Genomic DNA, 21,295 nt, shown 5'->3' with positions numbered 1-21,295 from the left:
CAGATCAGCGGTTCTCGATGCCGCGGATCTGCGGGGTGTGGAAATCGCCACCGAAGGCCCGCTGCGACGCGCCCTCTCGGTCGAGGTACGGCGATGCGCCGCCATCGATGAACGGCCAGCCCGCGCCGAGGATCAGGCACAGATCGATGTCTTCGACCTCGGGCACGACGCCCTCGTCGAGCATCAGCTTGATCTCGCTCGCGAGGCCGTCCTGCACGCGCTTCAGGATCGTCTCCGCCGATGCCGGCGTCTTGCCGACGGCCGGCTTCAGCAGCTTCTCGGCCTGCTTCGTCCAGCCGGTGACGCGACCGCCCTTGTCCTTCTCGACGACCGCATCGAGCTCAGCGAGAGCGTGGAAGTTCTCGTTCGCATAGAAGCGGTCGGGGAACGCATGCGCCATCGTGTCCTGCACGTGAGCGGCGACCTTCCATCCGACCAGGTCGATCAGCTGGAAGGGACCCATCGGCAGGCCGAGCGGTGCGAAGGCCTTCTCGACATCCGTGATCGGCGTGCCCTCGTAGACGGCACGCGCTGCTTCGCCCATGACCTTCGCGAGCAGACGGTTCACGACGAAGCCCGGTGCGTCGGCGGTGAGCACCGCGTTCTTGCCGAGGTTCTTGGCGACCACGAAGGCTGTCGAGAGAGCGGCCTCGGAGGTGCCGGGCGTCTTCACGATCTCGATCAGCGGCATGACCGCTACCGGGTTGAAGAAGTGGAACCCGACGAGACGCTCGGGGTGAGCGAGCTTCGCACCGATCTCCTCGACAGACAGCGACGAGGTGTTCGTCGCGAGGATCGCGTCTTCGGCGATGACCTTCTCGATCTCGCCGAACACCTGCTGCTTGACTCCGACCTCTTCGAAGACGGCCTCGATGACGAAGTCGCAGTCGGCGTAGAGGCTCTTGTCCGTGGTGCCGGTCACGAGTGCTCGGAGCTTGTTGGCGGAGTCCGCGTCGAGGCGGCCCTTCGCCTCGAGCTTGCCGATCTCCTCATGGATGTAGGCGACGCCCTTGTCGACGCGCGCCTGGTCGAGGTCGGTGATCAGCACGGGCACCTGCAGCTTGCGCACGAACAGCAGCGCGAACTGGCTGGCCATGAGGCCGGCGCCGATGATGCCGACCTTGGTGACCTTCTTGGCCAGCGCCTTGTCGGGGGCTCCGACCGGGCGCTTCGCGCGCTTCTGCACGAGATCGAAGGCGTACATCGAGGCAGCGAACTGATCACCCGTGACGAGATCGGCGAGCGCCTCGTCTTCGCGGGCGAACCCCTCGGCCTTCGTTCCGCTCTTCGCCTTGTCGAGCAGGTCGAGAGCGGCGTACGGAGACTTCGGAACAGTGCCGATCTTCGACTCGAGCATGCCGCGGGCCATCTTGATTGCGATCGGCCACTTGGTGAGACGCTCGATCTTGCCCGGCTCGTTCTTGCGCTCGACCTTCTTGCCCCCGAGGACGGCGTCCGCCCAGGCGAGCGAGTTCTCGAGGTAGTTGGCCGCGGGGAAGATCGCGTCGACGATGCCCAGATCGAAGGCCTGCTGCGGCTTCAGCATCCGGTTCTGCTTGAGCGGGTTCGAGATGACGACCTCGAGGGCGTTCTCGATTCCGATCAGGTTGGGCAGCAGGTAGGCCCCGCCCCATCCGGGGATGATCCCGAGGAAGACCTCGGGGAGCGCGATCGCGGCTGCGGACGCGTCGACCGTGCGGTAGCTGGAGTTCAGCGCGATCTCGAGACCGCCGCCGAGCGCGAGGCCGTTGACGAAGGCGAACGACGGCACGCCGAGCTCACCCAGCTTGCCGAGCACCTTGTGCCCGAGCTGCGCGATCAGTCGGGCGTTGTCACGCGAGCCGACCTTGCTGATGTCGGAGAGGTCGGCGCCGGCGGCGAGGATGTACTGCTTGCCGGTGATGCCGACGGCCTGGATCTCTCCGGCCGCCGCGCGTGCGGCGAGTCCGTCGAGCGTCTCGCCGAGGGCGGTGAGCGTGGCGGGGCCCAAGGTGTTCGGGCGCGTGTGGTCGCGTCCGTTGTCGAGGGTGATCAGCGCGAGCACCTTGCCGGATGCGAGACGGATGTCGCGCACGGGGGACTGCGTGATCACCTCGCCGTCGGTGAGAGCCTGGATGGGGGAGAAGTCGACGTTCGCGTACTGCTCGGAAATCGAGTGGGCCATCGGGCTTACTTCCTCTTCTTGCCGTCGTAGTGCGGGTTCTCCCAGATGACCGAGCCGCCCTGTCCGAGACCGACGCACATGGCCGTCAGGCCGTAGCGCACGTCGGGGCGCTCGGCGAACTGCGCCGCGAGCTGGATCATCAGACGCACGCCGGATGCCGCGAGGGGGTGGCCGAGGGCGATGGCGCCGCCCCATTGGTTGACGCGGGGGTCGTCGTCGGCGATGCCGAAGTGGTCGAGCAGGGAGATGACCTGGATCGCGAAGGCCTCGTTCAGCTCGAACAGTCCGATGTCGGCGATCGTCAGTCCGGCCTTCTTCAGGGCCTTCTCGGTCGACGGGATCGGACCGATGCCCATGATCTCGGGCTGCACACCTGCGAAGGCGAAGGACACCATGCGCATCTTCGGCGCGAGGCCGAACTCCTTCACGGCTCCGCCCCCGGCGAGCAGTGACATCGTCGCGCCGTCGGTCAGCGGCGACGAGGTCCCCGCCGTCACACGACCGTGCGGACGGAAGGGTGTCTTCAGCGCGGCGAGGTCTTCCATCGTGGTCTGCGGACGACGCCCCTCATCTTCGGTGGCGAGGCCCCAGGCGCCGTCGGCGCCCTTGGTCGCGACCGACACGAGGTCGGGCTGGATCTTTCCAGCGTCGTATGCCGCCTGCACCTTGTGCTGGCTGAGCATGCCGAACCGGTCGGAGCGCTCCTTGGTGAGGTGCGGGAAGCGGTCGAAGATGCGCTCGGCCGTGACACCCATGTTGAGAGCACCGGGGTCGACCATGCGCTCCGAGACGAAGCGAGGGTTGGGGTCGGCGTTGCCGCCGATCGGGTGGTGGCCCATGTGCTCGACACCGCCGGCGAGAGCGAAGTCGTACATGCCGACGCCGATCGACGCGCCCATGGTCGTGACGCTGGTCATCGCGCCGGCGCACATGCGCTCGACGGCGAGTCCGGGCACCGTCTGCGGAAGCCCTGCGAGGATCGCCACGGAGCGGCCGAGGGTCAGTCCCTGGTCTCCGGTCTGGCTGGTCGCGGCGATGGCGACGTCGTCGATGCGGTCAGCCGGCACGGCTGCGTTCCGCTCCATGAGGCCGATGGTCGCCTTGACGGCGAGGTCATCAGCGCGGGTGTTCCAGTACATGCCTTTTTCGCCGGCGCGCCCGAAGGGGGTGCGCACTCCATCGACGAAGAAGACGTCCGATATTTCGGCCACTCTGCCTCCAAGTTTGTGCGGTGGCCTCAGTCTATGGAGGGCCGGAAACACGGAGGAATCGGTTGGATCGAACCTACGAAGCGTCCGACGGGGGCTCGTCGGGGGTTTGCGCGGCTTCTACAAAGGCGTCGGCGATCTTCTGTGCGGTCTGTGCAATCTGCCACGGGCGCGCACCGAGTTCCGCCAGTGCTTCTCCGATGGCTTCTGGCGTCGTTCCCGGTACATCCCACGCCACCCGGCGGAGGTGATCGGGGGTGAGCAGGTTCTCCGTGGGCATCCCGAGCTCTTCAGCCGTTGCCTCGACGACGGGGCGGGCGGCCTTGAGGCGAGCGTCGGCCTCGGGATTGCGGTCGGACCACGCCCGCGGCGGAGGCAGCGTGTCGCTCGGAACCCGCTCGCGCGGCAGCTCCTCTGTCGCGCGGCCGTCGACCATGGCCTGCCACCAGCGATCGAGCTGCGTGCGGCTCGCTCGACCTTGGAAGTCCTTGATGCCCGCGAGCGCCTGCTTGCTCTGCGGGTTCGCGAGCACCGCAGCGATCAGCGAGCGATCCGGCACCAGACGCCCCGGAGAGACATCCTGATCCTGCGCGAAGGCCTCGCGGGCCTGCCACAGTGAGCGCGCGACGGCCAGGTTCCGGGCACCGCGCACCTGGTGGAGGCCGCTCAGACGACGCCAGGGGTCTTCGCGAGGAGGCTTGGGAAGCCGGGTGAGCGTGGCGGCGAACTCCTCGGCCGCATACTCGGTCTTGCCCTGCTCCTCGAGCTCCGCCTTCAGCGCCTCGTAGACGTCGATGAGATGCAGCACGTCGAGCGCCGCGTACTCGAGCCAGGCAGCAGGGAGCGGTCTGGTCGACCAGTCCGCCGCCGAATGCTCCTTCTTGAGGGTGATGCCGAGCGTGTTCTCCACGACCGCAGCAAGACCGACGCGCTCGTGACCCAGCAGACGTGATGCGAGCTCGGTGTCGAAGATCTCGTGAGGCAGCAGATCGAGTTCGCGGAGCGACGGGAGGTCCTGGCTGGCTGCGTGGAAGACCCAGAGCACATCGCCGATCGCCTCTTGCAGCGGGCTGAAGTCGCCGAGCGGGGGAGGGTCGAAGAGGAAGACGCCCGCGTCCCGGCGGAAGACCTGCACGAGATACGCCCGCTGGGAGTAGCGGAATCCGGATGCCCTCTCGACGTCGACGGCGACAGGACCTGTGCCTGCGGCCAGTGCGGCGCATGCCGCATGGAACTCCGAGACGTCGGAGATCACGGAGTACTCAGTCACGTGCTGCCTTTCGCGCGCCGATAACGGCGATGCCCTCGGAACCCGGCGGAAGACCCGCCAGCATCCCGACCAGTTCGACCCAGGCCTCGACATGGGGTGTGAAGGGGCCCTCGGGTGTCCAGGACGCCCTCAACTCTATCTGGGCGCCGTCCCCTTCGGCCGCGAGGCCACCGAACCCCTTCGACAGCGTCTTGGTCGACGTGCCGGACGCGGAGTGATAGCCGGCGCCTCTGGAGTCGAGCGCGTCGACGAGCCACGACCAGGTGACGTCAGCGAGCAGGGGATCGGTGCCGATCTCCGTCTCCAGCGGCGCCTGGGCGAAGATCACGATGCGCCAGTCGCCGTCCCACGCCGCCGGATTGTCCGGGTCATGCAGCAGCACGAAGCGTCCGGTGCCGTATGCGGACTCTCCGCCGTCGTCCGGGCGGACATCGGCGGCGAGCGCGAGGGCGTGCGGAGCGAGGCCTTGCGGCGTGGGTATCTCGCGGATGGTGATGTCTGCGCGGAAGGCGATATCGCGCAGTTCGGCCACGGCGGCGTCGAAGATCGTCCCGGCATCGGGGTGAGCGGTCACGGCAACAGGCTAGAGTCAGGAAGCGATGAAGAGTCTCAGGCACGCCGTTGCGCTCCTTGTCCCTGCACTGCTCGCTCTCGGGACGGCGCTGGCCCTGCTCGTCTTCAGCGTGGCCCGCCGGGTCGTGATTCCGAAGAAACGGCCGGCCGACGTCGAGATCCTCGCTGTCGACACCGGTGCGCAGACGATCGAGCTCACGCGGACACGAGACACCGAGCTGCCGGGGCGATACGGTCTCTTCACCTCCGGCACCTACGGGTACGTGAAGCTCGGTGCTGTGCTCAGCGCTGACTCGACGACCGTGCGGCGCAAGCTGCTCACGCAGATCGAGCCCGGCGCTCGCGTCGACAGGACTGCGGCGTTCAGCGGCTGGTACTACTCCACACCCAGTGAGCTCCATCTGCCGTGGCAGAACGTGCTCATCGGATCGCCGGCGGGGCCGTGCCCGGCATGGCTCTTCCCCGGCGAGTCGTCGACGTGGGTGATACAGGTGCACGGTCGTGGCGTCACCCGTGCCGAGTGCCTCCGAGCAGTCCCGGTGCTGCATGCGGCCGGCTTCCCGAACCTCGTCGTGTCCTACCGGAACGACGGCGAGGCCCCGCGCAGCAGAGGCGGTGCCTACGCGCTGGGGGCCTCAGAGTGGCGTGATGTGGACGCCGCAGTGTCTTTCGCCCTGCGCCACGGGGCAGAGCGCGTGATCCTGATGGGGTGGTCGATGGGTGGTGCCGTCGCGATGCAGACCGCCCTGAACTCGGGCAACCGCGACCGCATCGCCGGATTGATCCTCGAGTCGCCCGTGATCGACTGGCGCAGCGTGCTGCGCTTCCAGGCGCGGGCGGCGGGAATGCGCGCGCCGCTGCCTGATCTGGCGATGGGCGCGCTGTCCGTTCCGTTCACGGCGCGGCTCAGCGGCGCGGAGAACGCGATCCCGTTCGACAGCCTCGACATGGTCGCGCGAGCCGAAGAGCTCAAGGTGCCCGTGCTCATCCTGCACAGCGACGACGACGGATTCGTGCCGGCCGACGCTTCGCACGCGCTGCAGGAGGCCCGCCCGGATCTCGTCACCATGCCAGCGTTCTCCGGCGCGCGGCACACGAAGATCTGGAATTACGACCAGACCGGGTGGAGCGACGCCATCACAGGATGGCTCGCCGCCCAGGGCTTCAGCGCTTCTGCCTGACCTGGTTCTTGGCGCGCATGAGCATTCCGGTCATTCCGCCGATCCGCAGGGGCGACACGGCTCTGGTGAGCCCGATCGACTGGGGGTAGTCGTCGGGGATCGCCAGGACCTGGTCGGCGGTGAGGCCGGTGATGCCCTGCACGAGGATGCTCGCGAATCCGCGCGTGGTCGGAGCCTCCGGCGGAGCCGTCGCGTGCATGGTGACCACGTCGTCGTTCACCTCGACGTAGATGTAGACGGGGGACTGGCACTCCGCGACGCGTTCGTACATCTCCGGATGGTTCGCGACCTCTGCGGAGACTGCGGGCAGCTCGTCCGAGTACTCCAGCAGGAGCAGCAGGCGATCCGCCTCGGGGGTCTCGAGGAATCCGTCGCGGATCTCGGCGAGGGTGTCAGGGAGTTCGCTCATGCTCATCCCTGCCATCCTTCCATGATCACAGGGATCCGGGCTCCGATCCCGTGACGATCGGGACCCGAACCGCGCTGCCCCACTCGGTCCACGAGCCGTCGTAGTTGCGGACGTTCTCGAATCCGAGCAGGTGCTTGAGCACGAACCAGGTGTGGCTGGAGCGTTCACCGATGCGGCAGTACGCGACGACCTCGTCGCCGTCTGCGAGACCGGCGCCGTCGCGGTAGATCGCATCGAGTTCGGAGCGCGACTTGAAGCCGCCGTCCTCTGCGACCGCCTTGGCCCACGGCACGCTCTGGGCCGTTGGGATGTGCCCTGCGCGCAGTGCGCCCTCGTCGGGGTATGCCGGCGCGGTGGTGCGCTCACCGCTGTACTCCTCGGGGGAGCGCACATCGATCAGAGGGCTGCCGATGTGGGAGAGGACGTCCTGCTTGTAGGCGCGGATGACCGAGTCGTCGCGCTCGACGACCGGGTACTCCGTCGGGGTGATCTGAGGTGCGTCGCGGGTGATCTCACGGCCCTCCGCGATCCAGCGATCGCGACCGCCGTCGAGAAGTCGCACGTCTTCGTGACCGAACAGCGACAAGACCCAGAGCGCATAGGCGGCCCACCAGTTGTTCTTGTCTCCGTAGATCACGACGGTGTCGTCGCGGGAGATGCCCTTGCTGCTCAGCAGCTTCGCGAACCCCTCGCCGTCGACGTAGTCGCGAACGACCGGATCGTTGAGCTCGGTGTGCCAGTCGACCTTCACGGCACCCGGGATGTGGCCGGTCTCGTAGAGCAGAACGTCCTCGTCGGATTCGACCACGACCAGTCCTGGTGTGCCGAGGCGCTCGGCCAGCCACTCGGTGGTGACGAGCCGGCCGGGTTCGGCGTACTCGGCGAACTTGGACGAAGTGGTGTCGAACTCGATGGCCACAGGGATCTCCTCAGACGGTGAGCGGCGGGTGGTGCACAGTGTTGACGGCGTAATGTGGAGCCGATACTTCGACGATAGATCCACGCCGTGCGCCCTGCACCCGATTCGTAAGACTTCGACACAGGTGCGCACCCGACACAGGACCGTGATGACCGACACGCCCACCCGCACGGGCATCGTGCACCTGACCGATCGCCAGCCCACCGTCACCGGTCCCGAGATGCTCGCGAGCCTCGTGCCGCCGCCGCAGTTCGACGGCGCGACCTTCGACAGCTATCGGGCGGATCCCTCCTACCCCTCGCAGGAAGAGGCCAAGGAGACCCTGATCCGCTTCGCCGGGCGCGGCGGGTCACCGGCGAAGCGCGGCGGCTTCTTCAGCCGTGCGAAGAAGGAGCCCGAGGTCAAGCCGGGGGTCTACCTCGACGGCGGGTTCGGCGTCGGAAAGACCCACCTGCTGGCGTCGATCTATCACGCGATGCCCGCGCGCAGGAAGTACTTCGGGTCGTTCATCGAGTACACGGCTCTGGTCGGCGCGCTCGGATACAAGAACACCGTCGACCTGCTCAAGGGCGCCGATCTGCTGTGCATCGACGAGTTCGAGCTCGACGACCCGGGTGACACCATGGTCATGACGCGCCTCATCGGCGAACTCGTGCCGACCGGCACCAAGCTCGCTGCGACCTCGAACACTCCGCCGAACGCGCTGGGTGAAGGGCGCTTCGCGGCTCAGGACTTCCTCCGTGAGATCCACGCGATGTCCGACAGCTTCCAGACGATCCGCATCGACGGAGTCGACTTCCGTCAGCGCGCGCTCGACGGGCACGCTGTGGTGAGCGACGCGGCCACCTACTCCGCTGCGGTGCAGGCCGGGTCGGCGGACGGGGTCGCCTCCGACGATTCCTTCGCCGACGTCATCCGTCATCTCGCCCGCGTGCACCCTTCGCGGTACCTCCGCGTGATCTCCGGACTCGACCTCGTCGGTCTGCAAGACGTGCACGTGCTGACGGACCAGTCGGAGGCTCTGCGCTTCGTCGCCTTCGTCGACCGCGTGTACGACGCGCAGATCCCGATCGTCGCCACCGGTGTGAGCCTCGATCAGGTGTTCGCGGAAGAGATGCTGAACGGCGGATACCGCAAGAAGTACCTGCGTGCTATCTCCAGACTCAATGCACTTACACACGCGGATCGCAGTGTCGCGTAACGCGATGTTCACACACGCGGCGTCTCTGTAACGCCGCCGCAACAAACCTCACGCATTCCGGAAATCGGGCGGCCTCACACTGAAGCTCTCAGTTTCCCGAATGTGAGGTTTGACTATGGATGCTCCAGGCAACATCTCCTGGGCGATCACCGCGACCGCCCTCGTACTGCTCATGACGCCAGGCGTCGCCTTCTTCTACGGCGGTCTCGTCAAGGCCAAGAGCGTCGTCAGCATGATGATGATGAGCTTCGGCTCGATCGGTCTCGTGGCGGTGCTCTGGATCCTCTTCGGATTCTCGATGAGTGCCGTCGACAGCCCCACCGCTTTCGCAGGCAACCCCTTCGCCGACATCGGCCTCTCCAGCCTCGCGGCCGGTGAGGGCTCGAACGTCGCACTTCTCGGAGTCGCCTACGGTGCGACCTTCGCGATCATCACCGTCGCGCTCATCTCGGGCGCCATCGCCGACCGCGCGAAGTTCGGCAGCTGGCTGATCTTCGCCGGCGTCTTCGCCACGGTCGGCTACTTCCCGGTCGCCGCATGGGTCTGGGGCGGCGGTTGGATCATGAACCTCGGCACGACGCTCTTCGGCGAGGACAGCGGCATCGGCGTGATCGACTACGCCGGCGGTACCGCTGTGCACATCAACGCGGGTGCTGCCGCACTCGCCCTCGCGATCGTCCTCGGCAAGCGCATCGGCTTCCAGAAGGGCATCCTCAAGCCGCACAACGTTCCGCTGACCCTCCTGGGTGCCGCGCTGCTGTGGTTCGGCTGGTTCGGCTTCAACGCCGGCGCTGAGTGGCTCGCAGAGGACATGGGCGGCGTCGGGCTCATCGGTCTGAACACCCTCGGTGCCACGGCGGCCGCGATCCTCGGATGGATCCTCATCGAGAAGATCAAGGACGGAAAGCCCACGTCGGTGGGTGCAGCATCCGGTGCCGTCGCCGGTCTCGTCGCCATCACCCCTGCCTGCGCCAACCTCACCCCCGGATGGTCGCTGCTGCTCGGTGCCGTCGCCGGTATCGTCTGCGCACTCGCGGTGGAGATGAAGTTCCGCCTCGGGTTCGATGACTCGCTCGACGTCGTCGGCATCCATCTCGTCGGTGGCCTGATCGGAACGCTCTACCTCGGCTTCTTCGCAACCGAGACCGGTCTCTTCGTCGGTGGCGACGCCCGTCAGCTCGCCGTCCAGGCGATCGCAGCCCTCGGTGTGCTGATCTACTCCTTCGTCGTCGCCTTCATCATCGGCTTCGCGATCGAGAAGACGATCGGCTTCCGCGTGACCAGCGAAGACGAGATCGCCGGTGTCGACCAGGTCGTGCACGGCGAGGAGGGCTACGCGCTGGCCGACGCCTGAACTGCCGTTAGGGTGACCGTGTGAGCAACTCGAACGGCATCCTGGCAAGACTCGCGGAGATCCTCTTCACAGCACTGGGATCTGACCGGGCGTCTCGGACGAGCAATCGTCCGAGACGCCCGGTCTCGCGTGTACGCACCTCTGACGAGGTGCACTCCGCGGCATCCGGCGCGAGAGGCTCTCTGCGGGGAACGGAGACGGTGCGCATCGACCCCGACCGGATCGAGCAGCTCCCCATCGGCTACGCGCCTGATCGGGATGGTGCGCCGGACGCGGGCGAGATCATCTGGACCTGGGTGCCGTACGAGGAGAACGACGGACGAGGCAAAGACCGTCCGGTGCTCGTGATCGGTCGCGAATCGGCGGATCGCGTGTACGCGGTGCGGATGACGAGCAAGGCGCACGACGGCGATCGCGACTACCTGTCGATCGGTTCCGGAGACTGGGATTCGCAAGGGCGCGAGTCGTGGGTAGACATCGAGCAGCTCTACAGCGTGCACGAGAGCGGGCTGCGCCGCGAGGCGGCTGTGCTCGACCGTTCTCGCTACGGTCGCGTCGCGTCGGCACTGGCCCGTCGGTACGGCTGGGCGAGCGCCTGAGCATCTGACTCCTGCAATCCGTTCCGCGGACCGCTGCGAACCATCTGTGAGTCGCAGCACGCGACGACACCACAGGAGGCATCATGCGTTTCATCCCCACCAAGGTCCATGGAATCCTCGACTACGTCGTCGGAGTGGCGCTGATCGCTGCTCCGTGGCTGTTCGGCTTCGCGAGCGTCGGCGGTCCCGCCGTGGTCATCCCGATCGTGCTCGGCGTCGGCCTCATCGTCTACAGCCTGTTCACGAAGTATGAATGGGGCCCCTTCGGCTTCATCCCGATGCCCGTCCACCTCGTCTTCGACATCGTCGCGAGCCTGTTCCTGGCGCTGTCGCCGTGGATCTTCGGCTTCTCGACCGAGGCGCCCAACGTGTGGCTCCCGCACGTGGTCGTGGGTGTCGCTGTGATCCTCGTCGTACTGTTCTCGCAGCCGCAGCCTGCGAGCGTCAAGGCCACGGCGCGCGCCTGATCCCGCTGTACTCTGAAGCCCCGCACGGAACGTCGGCCCCGTGCGGGGCTTCAGTTCTGCAGCGCCGAGCTCACCCAGCGTGCGTACAGCTGCCACGGCTCACCCTCAGCGCGAAGCCCCGCGATGTGCGAGGACAGAATCGGGGTGAGTGTGAACCACTCGCCTCCCTCGCGGGCTTCGGCGAACTCGCGATGCCTCGCCTGCTCGACATCTCGACCGCCACGCTCGAAGGCCAGGAGCTCTTCGTGACGGATGCTGGCGAGCCGCTGACGAGGGCGTCGACTGGTTCCGATCTTCACTCGGCGGTCGTAGCGGATGTAGTAGACGACCTCGATCACGGGGCGCGGCAGATCAGGATCCGGCGAATCCCCGTATCGCCACCCGCACCATGCACACATCAGAGCCGCAGCCACGCGCACTGCATCTGCATGGCCGCAGAGCGAGCAGGGGCTGGGTAGCTGGATGACCGACACACTACGCACGCTACCCGCGGTCACCGACCTCAGACCTCGCCGCGACGCCTCTTGAGGCCACGGGGCACCCACCAAGTGACGCTGGCCGCCAGGCTAACAACTCGGCGTCGCGGTCTCCTCAGCGGGGGACGACAAGGGGAGTGCCCGTGTGCGGGTCGGAGATGATGGTGCAGTCCAGCCCGAAGACCTCCGCGACGCGCTCCGAGGTCACGATCGACGACGGATCGCCGGATGCCACGATCCGGCCGTCGCGCATCATGATCATGTGATCCGCGAACCGCGCAGCCTGGTTGAGATCGTGAAGCACAGCGACGATCGTGCGCCCCTCGGTGTGCAGCTCGTGGAACAGGCGAAGCAGCTCGTACTGGTGCGCGATGTCGAGGAACGTCGTCGGCTCGTCGAGCAGCATCGTGGGCGACTCCTGCGCGAGCAGCACCGCCACCCAGACGCGCTGCCGCTGCCCACCGGACAGCTCGTCGACGAGTCGCCCGGCGAGCTCGGTCGTCCCGGTCGCCGCGAGAGCGGCCGCGACAGCTGACTGATCGCGATGAGACCACTGGCGCAGGATCGTCTGGTGCGGGTGCCTGCCTCGTGCGACGAGGTCGGAGACCCGGATGCCGTCGGGGGCTATCGACGTCTGCGGTAGCAGGCCGAGACGGCGTGCGATCTCCTTGGTGGGGAGATCGGTGATCGCCCGTCCGTCGAGCAGCACCTGCCCGGTCCGCGGTTTCAGCAGGCGGGCGAAGGCGCGCAGCAGCGTCGACTTGCCGCAGGCGTTCGGCCCGACGATGACCGTGAAGGCGCCTGCGGGGATGTCGACGCCGAGGTGCTCTGAGACGATGCGGCCGTCGTAGCCGATCGTGAGGTCATTCGCGCGCAGCCGCGCAGCGTCAGTGTCGATGTCGATGATGGTCATCGTCTTCTCGCTTCCTGGATGAGCAGCCAGACCAGATAGACCCCGCCGAGGCACACCGTGACGATGCCGACGGGGATCTGAGTGGGCGCGAACAGTCGTTGTGCCAGGACGTCGCTGGAGATCAGCAGAAGCGCTCCGACGGCTGCGGAGCCCGTGAGCGTCACGCTCGCGGAGCCGGTCAGACGTCGAGCGATCTGCGGTGCGGCGAGCGAGATGAAGGCGATCGGGCCCGCCATCGCCGTGACGGCTGCGGTGAGGCAGACCCCCAGGACGATGAGCATCAGTCGGGTGCGGCCGGTGCTGACGCCGAGCGCGGATGCCGTGTCGTCACCGAGCTCGAGCAGGTGCATCCGATCTGCGAGCAGCGCCACGGCGACACCGATGGGGACGATCACGCACGCCGCGATGGCGACCTGCTCGGCGGTGATGACGTTCAGGGATCCCGCGCCCCACGCGCTCGCGAGCATCGCGATCCTGAGATCGGCGTTGAGGATGATCCAGGTGTTGACGGATGCCAGCATCGAGGCGACGCCGATGCCGACGATGATGAGCCGGAAGCCCGTGAATCCTCGTCGGAACGCGAGGAGGTAGACGAGCAGAGCTGTCGTGGCGCCACCCGCCAGGGCCGCAGCGGCCGTCGAGGCGACGCTGACGCCCATCGTCGTGATCACGATCAGCGCGCCTGTGTAGGCACCGGCGTCGAATCCGATGACATCGGGGCTGCCCAGCGGGTTGCGGGTGAGCGACTGGAAGATCGCGCCTCCGACGCCCAGGGCGATGCCGAACACCAGAGCGGCCAGGACGCGGGGCAGCCGCCACTCGACGATCACGAGTTCGGCCCGAGGCTCGCCCATGCCGAGCAGCGTCACCAGCACCTCACCGGGTGAGAACGCGACATCGCCGAGAGTCAGGGCGAAGATGCCGACGGCTGCGGCGGTCAGGAGAGCGGATGCGGTCACGATCGTGGCCCGCACACCGATCCGTCGGGAGAACACCGGGGTGCGCGGTGTGAAGACGCGTCGACCGGCGTCGACCGTGACCGGAGACGTCAGAAGAGCCGTCACAGCCCGCTCGCATTCCGCCGGCGCACGAGCGCGATGAGCACAGGTGCACCGATCAGCGCCGTCATCACCGAGACCGGAAGCTCTCCGCTGCGGAGCACCGACCGACCTACCACGTCAGCCGTGAGCAGCAGCAGCGGGGCCGCGAACAGGGTCCCGAGGAGGACCCACCCCTGGTGCGGGCCGACGAACCAGCGCACAGCGTGCGGAACCATCAGACCGACGAAGGCGATCGGTCCGGCCGCGGCGGTGGCCGCACCGCACAGCAGCGTCACGGCGACGATCGAGAGCACCCGGGTGAGCACGACACGCGAGCCGAGCGCGGTCGCCAGGTCGTCGCCGAGCGCGAGTGCGTTCAGCGAGGGCGCGAGGCAGAAAGCGAGCACGAGGCCGACCAGCAGAAACGGGATCACGGTGTAGACATCCGGAGTGAGAGCGGTCAGTGATCCGGCGTTCCAGGTGCGGATCGCATCGAAGGCCCGGGGGTTCAGCAGGCCGATCGCCGCCACGACACCGCCCATCACCGCGCCGAGGGCCACGCCGGCGAGGGTCATCCGCAGCGGATCCGGTGCTGAGCGGCCCGCCGATCCGATGAGGTAGACGAGAACGGTCGCCACGATGGCTCCGGCGAACGAGAACCAGATGTACCCGCTGGCCGCGCTGAGTCCGAAGAATGCGACCCCGATCGTGACGCCGAGGCTGGCGCCGGCGTTCACGCCGAGGATGCCGGGGTCGGCGAGCGGGTTGCGAGTGAACCCCTGGATCAGCGCACCGGCGATGCCGAGCGCGGCGCCCACGGCGAGTCCGATGAGGGTGCGCGGGATGCGCATGCCCTGGACGATCGCGCCGGGATCACCCTGACCAGTGATGAGCCCGAGCCAGACCTGCTCGACGTCGATGCGCTGCGAACCGAAGAAGATGCTGGCGATGCAGGCGATCGCCAGTGCGATTGCGAGGAGGACGATCACCAGGCCCCGGCGCGTGGCCGAGACCTGGGTCGCGTGCTCCTCCGTGAGAACGTCGGTCATGAGGCGGCGGTCACAGGCCCAGCTTCTCGAGCTCGGCTTCGTACGCTTCCTCGATGTCCTCTGCGGGGCGAGTGTCGTCGTCCCACATCGCCATCAGACGCGCGTGGGTGCCCTCATCGAGCGAGTCGTAGCGCTCCCGCCACGCCTCGGCGTTCTCCGTCCAGTACCCGATCACCTTGTAGGCAGACGCGGGCAGCTTGAGCTCGTGGCGCAGATGCTTGCGTACCCCGCGGGTCGCCTTCGTCTCGCCGGCGACCCAGACGTAGCCGGGACCGCTTGGAAGCTCAGACGCTCGGAGGATCTCCTCGATGCGCGTGGGTGCGTGGCCGTTGCCGCCGTGCACCCAGTGCAGCTCGACGCCCTCGGCCACACTGAAGTCGAGTTCATCCTCGGGGGACGAGACCTCGAGCACGACTCGGGTGCGGACGCCCGCCGGAGCGTTCTCGGCGAGGCGCGCGGCCGCCGGAAGACCGGTGGCATCGGCGATCAGCAGCTGCCACTCGATCTCGGCCGGCGGATCGTAGAGCCCCTTCGGGGTGTTCACTCCCACGACGTCCCCCGGTCGGGCGTTCAGCGCCCAGGCGGCCGCGACGCCGCCGTCGTGCACGACGAAGTCGATCGTCAGCTCGGCGACCTCGGCATCCCATCCCCGCACGGTGTAGGTGCGCATCGGAGCAGGCTCGATGCCTTCGGCGAAGTCCCAATAGCCGTCCTCGGTCGGGAAGGGGAGATTCGGCTCGTGCTGTCCCGCAGCGGGGAAGAAGACGCGGAAGTACTCGTCTCCGATTCCGGTAGAGACGAATCCGTCGAGCCCATCGCCGCCGAACACGATGCGGACCATGCCGGGACTCAGGCGCCGAACACGCTCGACGACGATTCGGTGGATCAGGTTGACGGTCATCCGAGAAGCGCCTTCTCGACCACGGTGAGGAACGCGTCCATGCCGCTGGGGGAGCCGTAGATCATCTCGTAGTTGTACGGGTGGTAGGCGCCGCCCTCGACGAAGGGCAGGTCCTGCCAGAGCTGATTCTGCTGCAGCGCGGCGTCGTCTTCGATCCAGACGGTGCCGTCTTCGTCGGCGCCCGTGAAGACGATGTCCACGCCGTCCAGCTGACCGACCTGCTCGGGGCTGAGCCTCGCATAGTCGTCGCTCGCAGGAAGGCCCTCTTCTGTGGCGTTCATGAGCTCGTGCATCTCGAGGCCCAGGTCGGCGAACACGAGGCAGGGCACGCCGTAGCAGGATGTCGTGACGTGGCCCTCGAAATACCCGACGTCGGCGACAACAGGATGGATGTCGGCAGCGTCGAGACGGGCCTTGATATCGGCGACGCGCTCTTCGTACTGGTCGACCCAGGCCTGCCACTGGTCCTCGCGCCCGAGGTCGGAAGCGGCCTGCGCGACCACATCCCGCCAGTCGCCACCGTCGAACGCGTTGTACGTGTAGGTGGGCGCGATCTTCTGCAGCTTGCCGTCGAGGTCCTCTTCGTAGCCGAGACCGTTCAGGATGAAGTCCGGCTCCGCCTCGAGCACGGCCTCGAGATTGAACTCGGGGAAGTTGCCGAACGTCTCGAGTCCTTCGAGTTCCTCCTGGGGGAAGAAGTCGGGGAACGCTGTGAAGTCATCGCGGATCGGCTGGGTGTCGGCGAGCTCGAATCCGAGGGTGATGAGGATGTCGAGGTCGGTCGTGTAGAAGCCGAGTGCCGACTGAGGTTCGGCGGGGATCTCGATGTCGGCGCCTGCGGGTGTCGTCAGTTCGACGGTCTCGCCGTCTTGTGCGGAGCCGGCCGCGGTCGAGCCGGCGCAGGAGGTGAGCAGGAGGCCGGTCGCGACGAGCGCGACGAGAGAGAGGGGCGTGGAGCGCATGGATCGTCTTCCAGTGTGGATTCGGGAGGCGCCAAGAAGTTAGCTAAGGCTTGGCTTACCAAGTATGGATCGGCCTCGTGTCGTCCAGGTGCCAGCCGGTGTCGTGCTCAGGCCGACTTCTTTGCGGCGTCGCTCCGCACCGTCGCGAACTCGCCGGGAGTGCGTCCGAGCTCGCGTCGAAACGCCTGGACGAACGCGCTCGGTGTCGCGTAGCCCGCTCGTCGGCTGACGTGTGCGACGGTGTAGTCGGCGGCGAGCCATTCGATGGCGCGCCGCATGCGCGCGCGGGTGCGCCAGGTGGAGAAGCTCATGCCGGTCTCAGACACGAAGAGGCGCGACAGATTGCGGGCGCTCGCGCCCACGTGACGACCCCAGTCCTCGAGCGAACGATCGTCGGAAGGATCGGAGAGCAGGGCCTCGGCGACGAGTCGCGTCCTCGTGTCGCGGGGGAGAGGGAGGTCGATCGTCGACACCTCGACGGGTTCGAGCAGGCTCAGAGCCAGCTCCTCGGCATGGATGCGCGGGGCGGCGGAGAGGTATGGCGGGGCTTCGAGGCGATCGAGAACGGCTCGCACGACTTCGGGAATGGCGACCGCTGTCGTGCGGGTGGCGACGGCGGTGATGTCGGCGTCTATGAACGTGCATCGAAACGAGGTTCCCGGTGCGGCCGCCACGCGGTGACTGGTCCCGGCGGGGATCCAGAGCCCCAGTGAGCCGGGCACAGCGAAGTATCCGTCATCCGTCTCGGCGGTCAATGTGCCGCGTGCGCCCCACAGCAGTTCGTGCTGATCCGGATGCGAGTGAGAACTCCACTCGGCGTGACCAGTGAGTTCGAAGGAGTTGGTGTCGATGCGCCAGACTGCAGACTCCTGGAGGCCATTGTCGCCCAGCGGCATCATCTCCCCGCCTGTCGTTCCGCCATCTTGGTTAGGTCACCCTAAGTTACCACGGCGGGGATCTTCACTCGGCGCGCGTGGAGAACGAGACGCCGCGGCTGAGCAGCAGCAGGCGAGCGGCGAGGAGCTCGGCGTCGAGAGTCGGACCCGAGATCTGGAATTCACCGGTGAGCTCTCCCGCGACCGTGGGAGCGGTGATGACGCCGATGAAGTCGACCAGCGCGATCTGATTCGCCGGCGCGGTCTCGGCGGACGCCTCCCTGGTCCACTCGACGAACTCTTCGGCTGCGGGCTCGGACAGCGTGACGACGACCACGTCTCCGCTCACCTCGACGTCGGCGATGGCGTTGCCGACGAGCCTTGCTGCCGGCGCGAGCAGCAACTGAGCCTGCATGGTTTCATCGCAGGCCAGCACGCTTCCCTCAACGGACTGAGGGCCGAACCGCAGGGCTTCGCAGGGGGGAGTCGTCGAGCCGTCTCCGAGATCTGCGCCTCCGGTTGCGGGGTGCACCGCGGTGACCGAGTAGAACCCCTCGGCGGCCGGTACGGAGATGGCTTGCTCGAACGCGTCGATATCCGCGCCCGTGGCAGCTGAGTCGAAGGTCAACGTGAGGTCGCCCGCATCCGTCTCGACCACCTCGGTGACCTCGACGCCTGTGCTGTCGCCGTAGAAGGTCAGCGCGGTGCGGGCGGCGTCGAGAGTCTCGGAATCGAGTACGCGCTCGGCTGTGACTCTGACGACGAGTGCGTCGCCGTCGCCGGATTCCGTTTGCGACGACTCTGGCTGTGACTGAGGTGACGCGGACGATGAGGGCTGGCTCTGCACGAACAGCCCGCCGCCGAAGCCGAACAGCAGGATGAACACGACGGTCCATACGGCGCTGAGAATCGCTCCGATCACTGCGGCGGCGGTGGCCAGCGCTGTCGGAGAACCGGATGCTCTCGACTTCGCGCGGGCGACCAACCCCAGGATGAACCCGATGACGGGAAGGGCGAAGGCGAGCGCCAACGCCACGATCGACAGCGTGCTCGACCGTGTCTCTCGAGCCGGAACGTGTGAGGAGGACGTCATGGTGAGCTCTCTGTCTTCGTGAGGAAGGAGGACGACGGCCGCATGCGGACCCGGCGGAGCGGCTCTGTCGTACGAGAAAAGCCCCGCACAACTTTAGTTGCGCGGGGCTTGGTCTGTGGGCGATACCGGACTCGAACCGATGACCTCTTCCGTGTGAAGGAAGCGCGCTACCAACTGCGCCAATCGCCCATACCTCTGGGGTACGTCAACCGATACTACCCGACGGTCGGAGGCGAAGTTGACCACCCTGGGAGACACGCGCGAGATTCGGTTTGAGTTTTGACAGTCGCCGATCATCGGCTAATGTTTCATAAGTGCCCGGGACAACAACCGGGAACAACGCGGATGTAGCGCAGTTGGTAGCGCACAACCTTGCCAAGGTTGGGGTCGCGAGTTCGAGTCTCGTCATCCGCTCAAGTGCAGGGGCCTTCTTCGGAAGGCCTTCAGCACGTGGGGTCAATCCACACGGTGGCGTGGCCGAGCGGCTAGGCACCGGCCTGCAAAGCCGTTTACACGGGTTCGAATCCCGTCGCCACCTCAGTAACTGAATAGCCCACATGGGCGCGATTGGCGCAGCGGTAGCGCGCTTCCCTGACACGGAAGAGGTCACTGGTTCGATCCCAGTATCGCGCACAGAGAAACCCCCGGTTTTCCGGGGGTTTTTTGTTGTCTGTGGAGCTCATCGATGGGTGAGTCGGCGGAGAGGTCGGCTACTCGGCGGTGATGAGCGTCGGGGCAAGGTCCTCCAGCCCACTCCGCAGCTCGACCCGTGTCCATGCCACGGGCGCATCACTGAAGATCGGTTCAAGAACGTCCCACATCGACTCCGCGTCATCTCCGACGAAGTACAGCTCGTAGCCGTACGCGCCGACATCATTGCCGTCGATCCACCCGGCGTTCGCCTCTGCGAGGGCCTCATCGGCCTTCATCTCGGTTTCCAGAAGAGCGTCCATGAGATTGCCGTCGAACTTCTCGGGGCGGTCCTCGAAGATCACGACCACCCACGCATCGGCGTTTCCCGTCGCCACGATTGGAGGAGCGGCGTCCGACGTCTCCGGCTCGCGGGCACTGGGGTCCGCTGTGCACCCGGTGAAGAGCACCAGCGGGATCGCCAGAGCGAGGGCGGTCTGAACACCGATGGAGAGGCGACGACGTGACACCTCGCAATCATGTCAGTCGGCGAAGCGGTGCGGTACGCCCCGAGTGCTCTCGGGGTATCGAATCACCAACGACCCGCTCACACCGCGATCATGAGGTCGGCTGGGACGAACGCTTTACGACGTCGTACGCGGCGAGCGCCGCTTTGCGCGTGGCGGCGAGATCGACGATCGGCTCTGTTGGAGCATCCGATGCCCACTGCGAAATGTACAGAGCTTGCGGGTCGAACTTCTTCGCCTGCAGTTCCGGGTTGAAGACCCGGAAGTACGGCGCGGCGTCAGCGCCCGATCCTGCCACCCACTGCCAGTTGAACGGGTTGCTCGCGCCGTCGGCGTCGACGAGCGTGTCCCAGAACCACTCCTCGCCGCGACGCCAGTCGATGAGCAGGTTCTTCACGAGGAACGACGCCGTGACCATGCGCACCCGATTGTGCATGAAGCCCGTGTGCCAGAGTTCGCGCATTCCGGCATCCACGAGAGGCACGCCGGTGTCGCCGTGTTGCCAGGCGTCGAGCTGCGCCGGATCGAGCGGCGGCCACGGGAATGCATCGAACTGACGACGCAGATTGACGGTCGCCAAGTCGGGGGAGTGGAACGTCGTGTGCCAGGCGAACTCGCGCCAGCCGAGCTCCGAGAGGAAGCCTGCGGCGCCGTCGGCGTCGACCGCCTCATGCCAGACGGTGAAAGGGCTGAGCTCGCCCCAGCGGAGGCGAGGTGAGAGCAGAGAGGTGGCACCGGCCGACGGCTCATCACGGGCGCGGTCGTACGACCCGATGTCGTCGTGCAGGAAGGAGTGCAGCCGGGCGCGCGCTGCGAGCTCGCCAGGCTCCCAGGTCTCGCGCAGTCCTCCTGCCCAGTCAGGACGAGTGGGCAGCAGGTTCCAGTCGTCGAGGTCATCTGAGGCCGGCGGGCGAGCGACTCCGTCGAGGCTTCGCGGCGTGGGGAGCGGCGCTCGGGGCGTGGGGAGCGCGAGGCAGGCGCGCCAGAAAGGGGTGAACACCGAGAAGTGGGTGCCGCTGCCGGTCTTCACCGTCCACGGCTCGTGCAGCAGCGATGCCTGGAACGACGTCACCTCGCGTCCGTCGGCGCGCAATGACGTCTTCAGGCTCGTGTCGATATCGCGTTCAGCACCGCCATAGCGCCGGTTCCAGAACACGGCTGTGGCTCCCGTGTCGGTGACCGTCTCGCGCACGACGCGCTCGGCAGGACCACGCCGGAGGACAAGCGATGCGCCCAGCTCCTGCACTCGTTCGCTCAACGATGCGAGGGAATGGTGCAGCCACCAGCGCGCAGCACCGCCCAGCGGTCGGATGCCGGGGGACTCCACGTCGAGGACGTACAGCACGACCAGAGGCTCGCCGCGATCGATCGCCGCCCTCAGCGCCGGATTGTCGGCGAGCCGAAGGTCGTCACGGAGCCAGACGAGTGAAGGAGAGGGCATGGCTCCATTCTCGCCCGAGTGATCGAACTGGTGGGCGGGCTTG

General features: G+C 66.9%; 21 protein-coding genes and 4 tRNA genes. 8 read left to right on the top strand and 17 right to left on the bottom strand.

Annotation, left to right across the window (positions count from 1 at the left end; genetic code table 11):
* Positions 1 to 4 precede the first annotated feature (4 nt).
* The 4 genes from FIV50_RS09200 to FIV50_RS09185 all read right to left on the bottom strand — a co-directional run bounded on the left by FIV50_RS09200 (position 5) and on the right by FIV50_RS09185 (position 5,216).
* Positions 5 to 2,164: a 3-hydroxyacyl-CoA dehydrogenase NAD-binding domain-containing protein gene (locus FIV50_RS09200; protein WP_140037177.1), complete on the bottom strand. Its 2,160-nt coding sequence runs from the start codon at positions 2,162 to 2,164 to the stop codon at positions 5 to 7.
* A gap of 5 nt (positions 2,165 to 2,169) precedes the next feature.
* Positions 2,170 to 3,375: a thiolase family protein gene (locus FIV50_RS09195; protein ID WP_140037176.1), complete on the bottom strand. Its 1,206-nt coding sequence runs from the start codon at positions 3,373 to 3,375 to the stop codon at positions 2,170 to 2,172.
* Between the two features lie 73 nt (positions 3,376 to 3,448).
* Positions 3,449 to 4,642: a ribonuclease D gene (locus FIV50_RS09190; protein ID WP_140037175.1), complete on the bottom strand. Its 1,194-nt coding sequence runs from the start codon at positions 4,640 to 4,642 to the stop codon at positions 3,449 to 3,451.
* Positions 4,635 to 5,216 carry a DUF3000 domain-containing protein gene (locus FIV50_RS09185; protein WP_140037174.1) on the bottom strand — a complete coding sequence of 194 codons (582 nt, stop codon included), beginning with the start codon at positions 5,214 to 5,216 and terminating at the stop codon, positions 4,635 to 4,637. Before FIV50_RS09185 ends, FIV50_RS09190 begins: the two co-directional genes overlap by 8 nt.
* A 25-nt stretch (positions 5,217 to 5,241) precedes the next feature.
* On the opposite strand from FIV50_RS09185, the gene FIV50_RS09180 reads away from it, so the two are divergent.
* The gene (locus tag FIV50_RS09180; protein WP_140037173.1) at positions 5,242 to 6,396 is read left to right on the top strand and encodes an alpha/beta hydrolase; all 1,155 of its coding nucleotides are present in this window, start codon (positions 5,242 to 5,244) and stop codon (positions 6,394 to 6,396) included.
* Here FIV50_RS09180 and FIV50_RS09175 read toward each other — a convergent pair.
* Entirely contained in the window at positions 6,380 to 6,811 is a 432-nt protein-coding gene (locus FIV50_RS09175; protein ID WP_181164184.1) for a SufE family protein, read from the bottom strand. The genes FIV50_RS09180 and FIV50_RS09175 overlap by 17 nt on opposite strands.
* Before the next feature lie 19 nt (positions 6,812 to 6,830).
* Complete coding sequence (locus FIV50_RS09170) at positions 6,831 to 7,724, bottom strand: sulfurtransferase (RefSeq protein ID WP_140037171.1); 894 nt, start codon at positions 7,722 to 7,724, stop codon at positions 6,831 to 6,833.
* Positions 7,725 to 7,872: 148 nt separating this feature from the next.
* Between FIV50_RS09170 and zapE the strand changes: the two genes are divergently transcribed.
* The 4 genes from zapE (at position 7,873) to FIV50_RS09150 (ending at position 11,345) form a co-directional block, all read left to right on the top strand.
* Positions 7,873 to 8,925 carry a cell division protein ZapE gene (gene zapE / locus FIV50_RS09165; protein WP_140037170.1) on the top strand — a complete coding sequence of 351 codons (1,053 nt, stop codon included), beginning with the start codon at positions 7,873 to 7,875 and terminating at the stop codon, positions 8,923 to 8,925.
* 115 nt (positions 8,926 to 9,040) lie between these two features.
* Positions 9,041 to 10,279: an ammonium transporter gene (locus tag FIV50_RS09160; RefSeq protein WP_140037169.1), complete on the top strand. Its 1,239-nt coding sequence runs from the start codon at positions 9,041 to 9,043 to the stop codon at positions 10,277 to 10,279.
* Positions 10,280 to 10,299: 20 nt separating this feature from the next.
* Positions 10,300 to 10,878: a type II toxin-antitoxin system PemK/MazF family toxin gene (locus FIV50_RS09155; protein WP_219846213.1), complete on the top strand. Its 579-nt coding sequence runs from the start codon at positions 10,300 to 10,302 to the stop codon at positions 10,876 to 10,878.
* Between the two features lie 83 nt (positions 10,879 to 10,961).
* The gene (locus tag FIV50_RS09150) at positions 10,962 to 11,345 is read left to right on the top strand and encodes an SPW repeat domain-containing protein (protein WP_140037168.1); all 384 of its coding nucleotides are present in this window, start codon (positions 10,962 to 10,964) and stop codon (positions 11,343 to 11,345) included.
* A gap of 50 nt (positions 11,346 to 11,395) precedes the next feature.
* On the opposite strand, the gene FIV50_RS09145 is transcribed toward FIV50_RS09150, so the two are convergent.
* The 9 genes from FIV50_RS09145 to FIV50_RS09105 all read right to left on the bottom strand — a co-directional run bounded on the left by FIV50_RS09145 (position 11,396) and on the right by FIV50_RS09105 (position 18,843).
* Complete coding sequence (locus tag FIV50_RS09145) at positions 11,396 to 11,683, bottom strand: GIY-YIG nuclease family protein (RefSeq protein WP_258184196.1); 288 nt, start codon at positions 11,681 to 11,683, stop codon at positions 11,396 to 11,398.
* A 253-nt stretch (positions 11,684 to 11,936) separates the two neighbouring features.
* Entirely contained in the window at positions 11,937 to 12,734 is a 798-nt protein-coding gene (locus FIV50_RS09140) for an ABC transporter ATP-binding protein (RefSeq protein WP_140037167.1), read from the bottom strand.
* Complete coding sequence (locus FIV50_RS09135) at positions 12,731 to 13,798, bottom strand: FecCD family ABC transporter permease (protein WP_140037166.1); 1,068 nt, start codon at positions 13,796 to 13,798, stop codon at positions 12,731 to 12,733. Before FIV50_RS09135 ends, FIV50_RS09140 begins: the two co-directional genes overlap by 4 nt.
* Positions 13,795 to 14,823, bottom strand: a complete 1,029-nt coding sequence (locus tag FIV50_RS09130; RefSeq protein ID WP_140037165.1) for a FecCD family ABC transporter permease — start codon at positions 14,821 to 14,823, stop codon at positions 13,795 to 13,797. Before FIV50_RS09130 ends, FIV50_RS09135 begins: the two co-directional genes overlap by 4 nt.
* A gap of 10 nt (positions 14,824 to 14,833) precedes the next feature.
* Positions 14,834 to 15,724 carry a siderophore-interacting protein gene (locus tag FIV50_RS09125; protein ID WP_140037164.1) on the bottom strand — a complete coding sequence of 297 codons (891 nt, stop codon included), beginning with the start codon at positions 15,722 to 15,724 and terminating at the stop codon, positions 14,834 to 14,836.
* On the bottom strand, positions 15,721 to 16,686 hold the full coding sequence (locus FIV50_RS09120) for an ABC transporter substrate-binding protein (RefSeq protein WP_140037163.1): 966 nt from the start codon (positions 16,684 to 16,686) through the stop codon (positions 15,721 to 15,723). The genes FIV50_RS09125 and FIV50_RS09120 overlap by 4 nt, the downstream gene beginning before the upstream one ends.
* Positions 16,687 to 16,793: 107 nt before the next feature.
* On the bottom strand, positions 16,794 to 17,585 hold the full coding sequence (locus tag FIV50_RS09115; protein ID WP_140037162.1) for a helix-turn-helix transcriptional regulator: 792 nt from the start codon (positions 17,583 to 17,585) through the stop codon (positions 16,794 to 16,796).
* A 61-nt stretch (positions 17,586 to 17,646) separates the two neighbouring features.
* A complete protein-coding gene (locus FIV50_RS09110) occupies positions 17,647 to 18,654 on the bottom strand; it encodes a hypothetical protein (RefSeq protein WP_140037161.1) in 1,008 nt (335 codons plus the stop codon).
* Positions 18,655 to 18,770: 116 nt separating this feature from the next.
* A tRNA-Val gene (locus FIV50_RS09105) sits at positions 18,771 to 18,843 on the bottom strand.
* A 152-nt stretch (positions 18,844 to 18,995) separates the two neighbouring features.
* On the opposite strand from FIV50_RS09105, the gene FIV50_RS09100 reads away from it, so the two are divergent.
* The 3 genes from FIV50_RS09100 (at position 18,996) to FIV50_RS09090 (ending at position 19,287) form a co-directional block, all read left to right on the top strand.
* Positions 18,996 to 19,068, top strand: a tRNA-Gly gene (locus tag FIV50_RS09100).
* Between the two features lie 53 nt (positions 19,069 to 19,121).
* A tRNA-Cys gene (locus tag FIV50_RS09095) sits at positions 19,122 to 19,192 on the top strand.
* Between the two features lie 23 nt (positions 19,193 to 19,215).
* Positions 19,216 to 19,287: transfer RNA gene (locus tag FIV50_RS09090), tRNA-Val, on the top strand.
* Between the two features lie 77 nt (positions 19,288 to 19,364).
* On the opposite strand, the gene FIV50_RS09085 is transcribed toward FIV50_RS09090, so the two are convergent.
* Together FIV50_RS09085 and FIV50_RS09080 are read right to left on the bottom strand one after the other, a co-directional pair.
* Positions 19,365 to 19,814, bottom strand: coding sequence for a hypothetical protein (locus FIV50_RS09085; RefSeq protein ID WP_140037160.1), 450 nt, complete (start codon positions 19,812 to 19,814; stop codon positions 19,365 to 19,367).
* Positions 19,815 to 19,902: 88 nt separating this feature from the next.
* Complete coding sequence (locus tag FIV50_RS09080) at positions 19,903 to 21,252, bottom strand: cryptochrome/photolyase family protein (protein WP_140037159.1); 1,350 nt, start codon at positions 21,250 to 21,252, stop codon at positions 19,903 to 19,905.
* Positions 21,253 to 21,295 lie beyond the last annotated feature (43 nt).

Origin of the sequence: Microbacterium foliorum (assembly GCF_006385575.1) — a bacterium.
GTDB classification, from domain to species: domain Bacteria; phylum Actinomycetota; class Actinomycetes; order Actinomycetales; family Microbacteriaceae; genus Microbacterium; species Microbacterium foliorum_B.
This window is presented reverse-complemented; position numbering and strand designations above follow the sequence as displayed.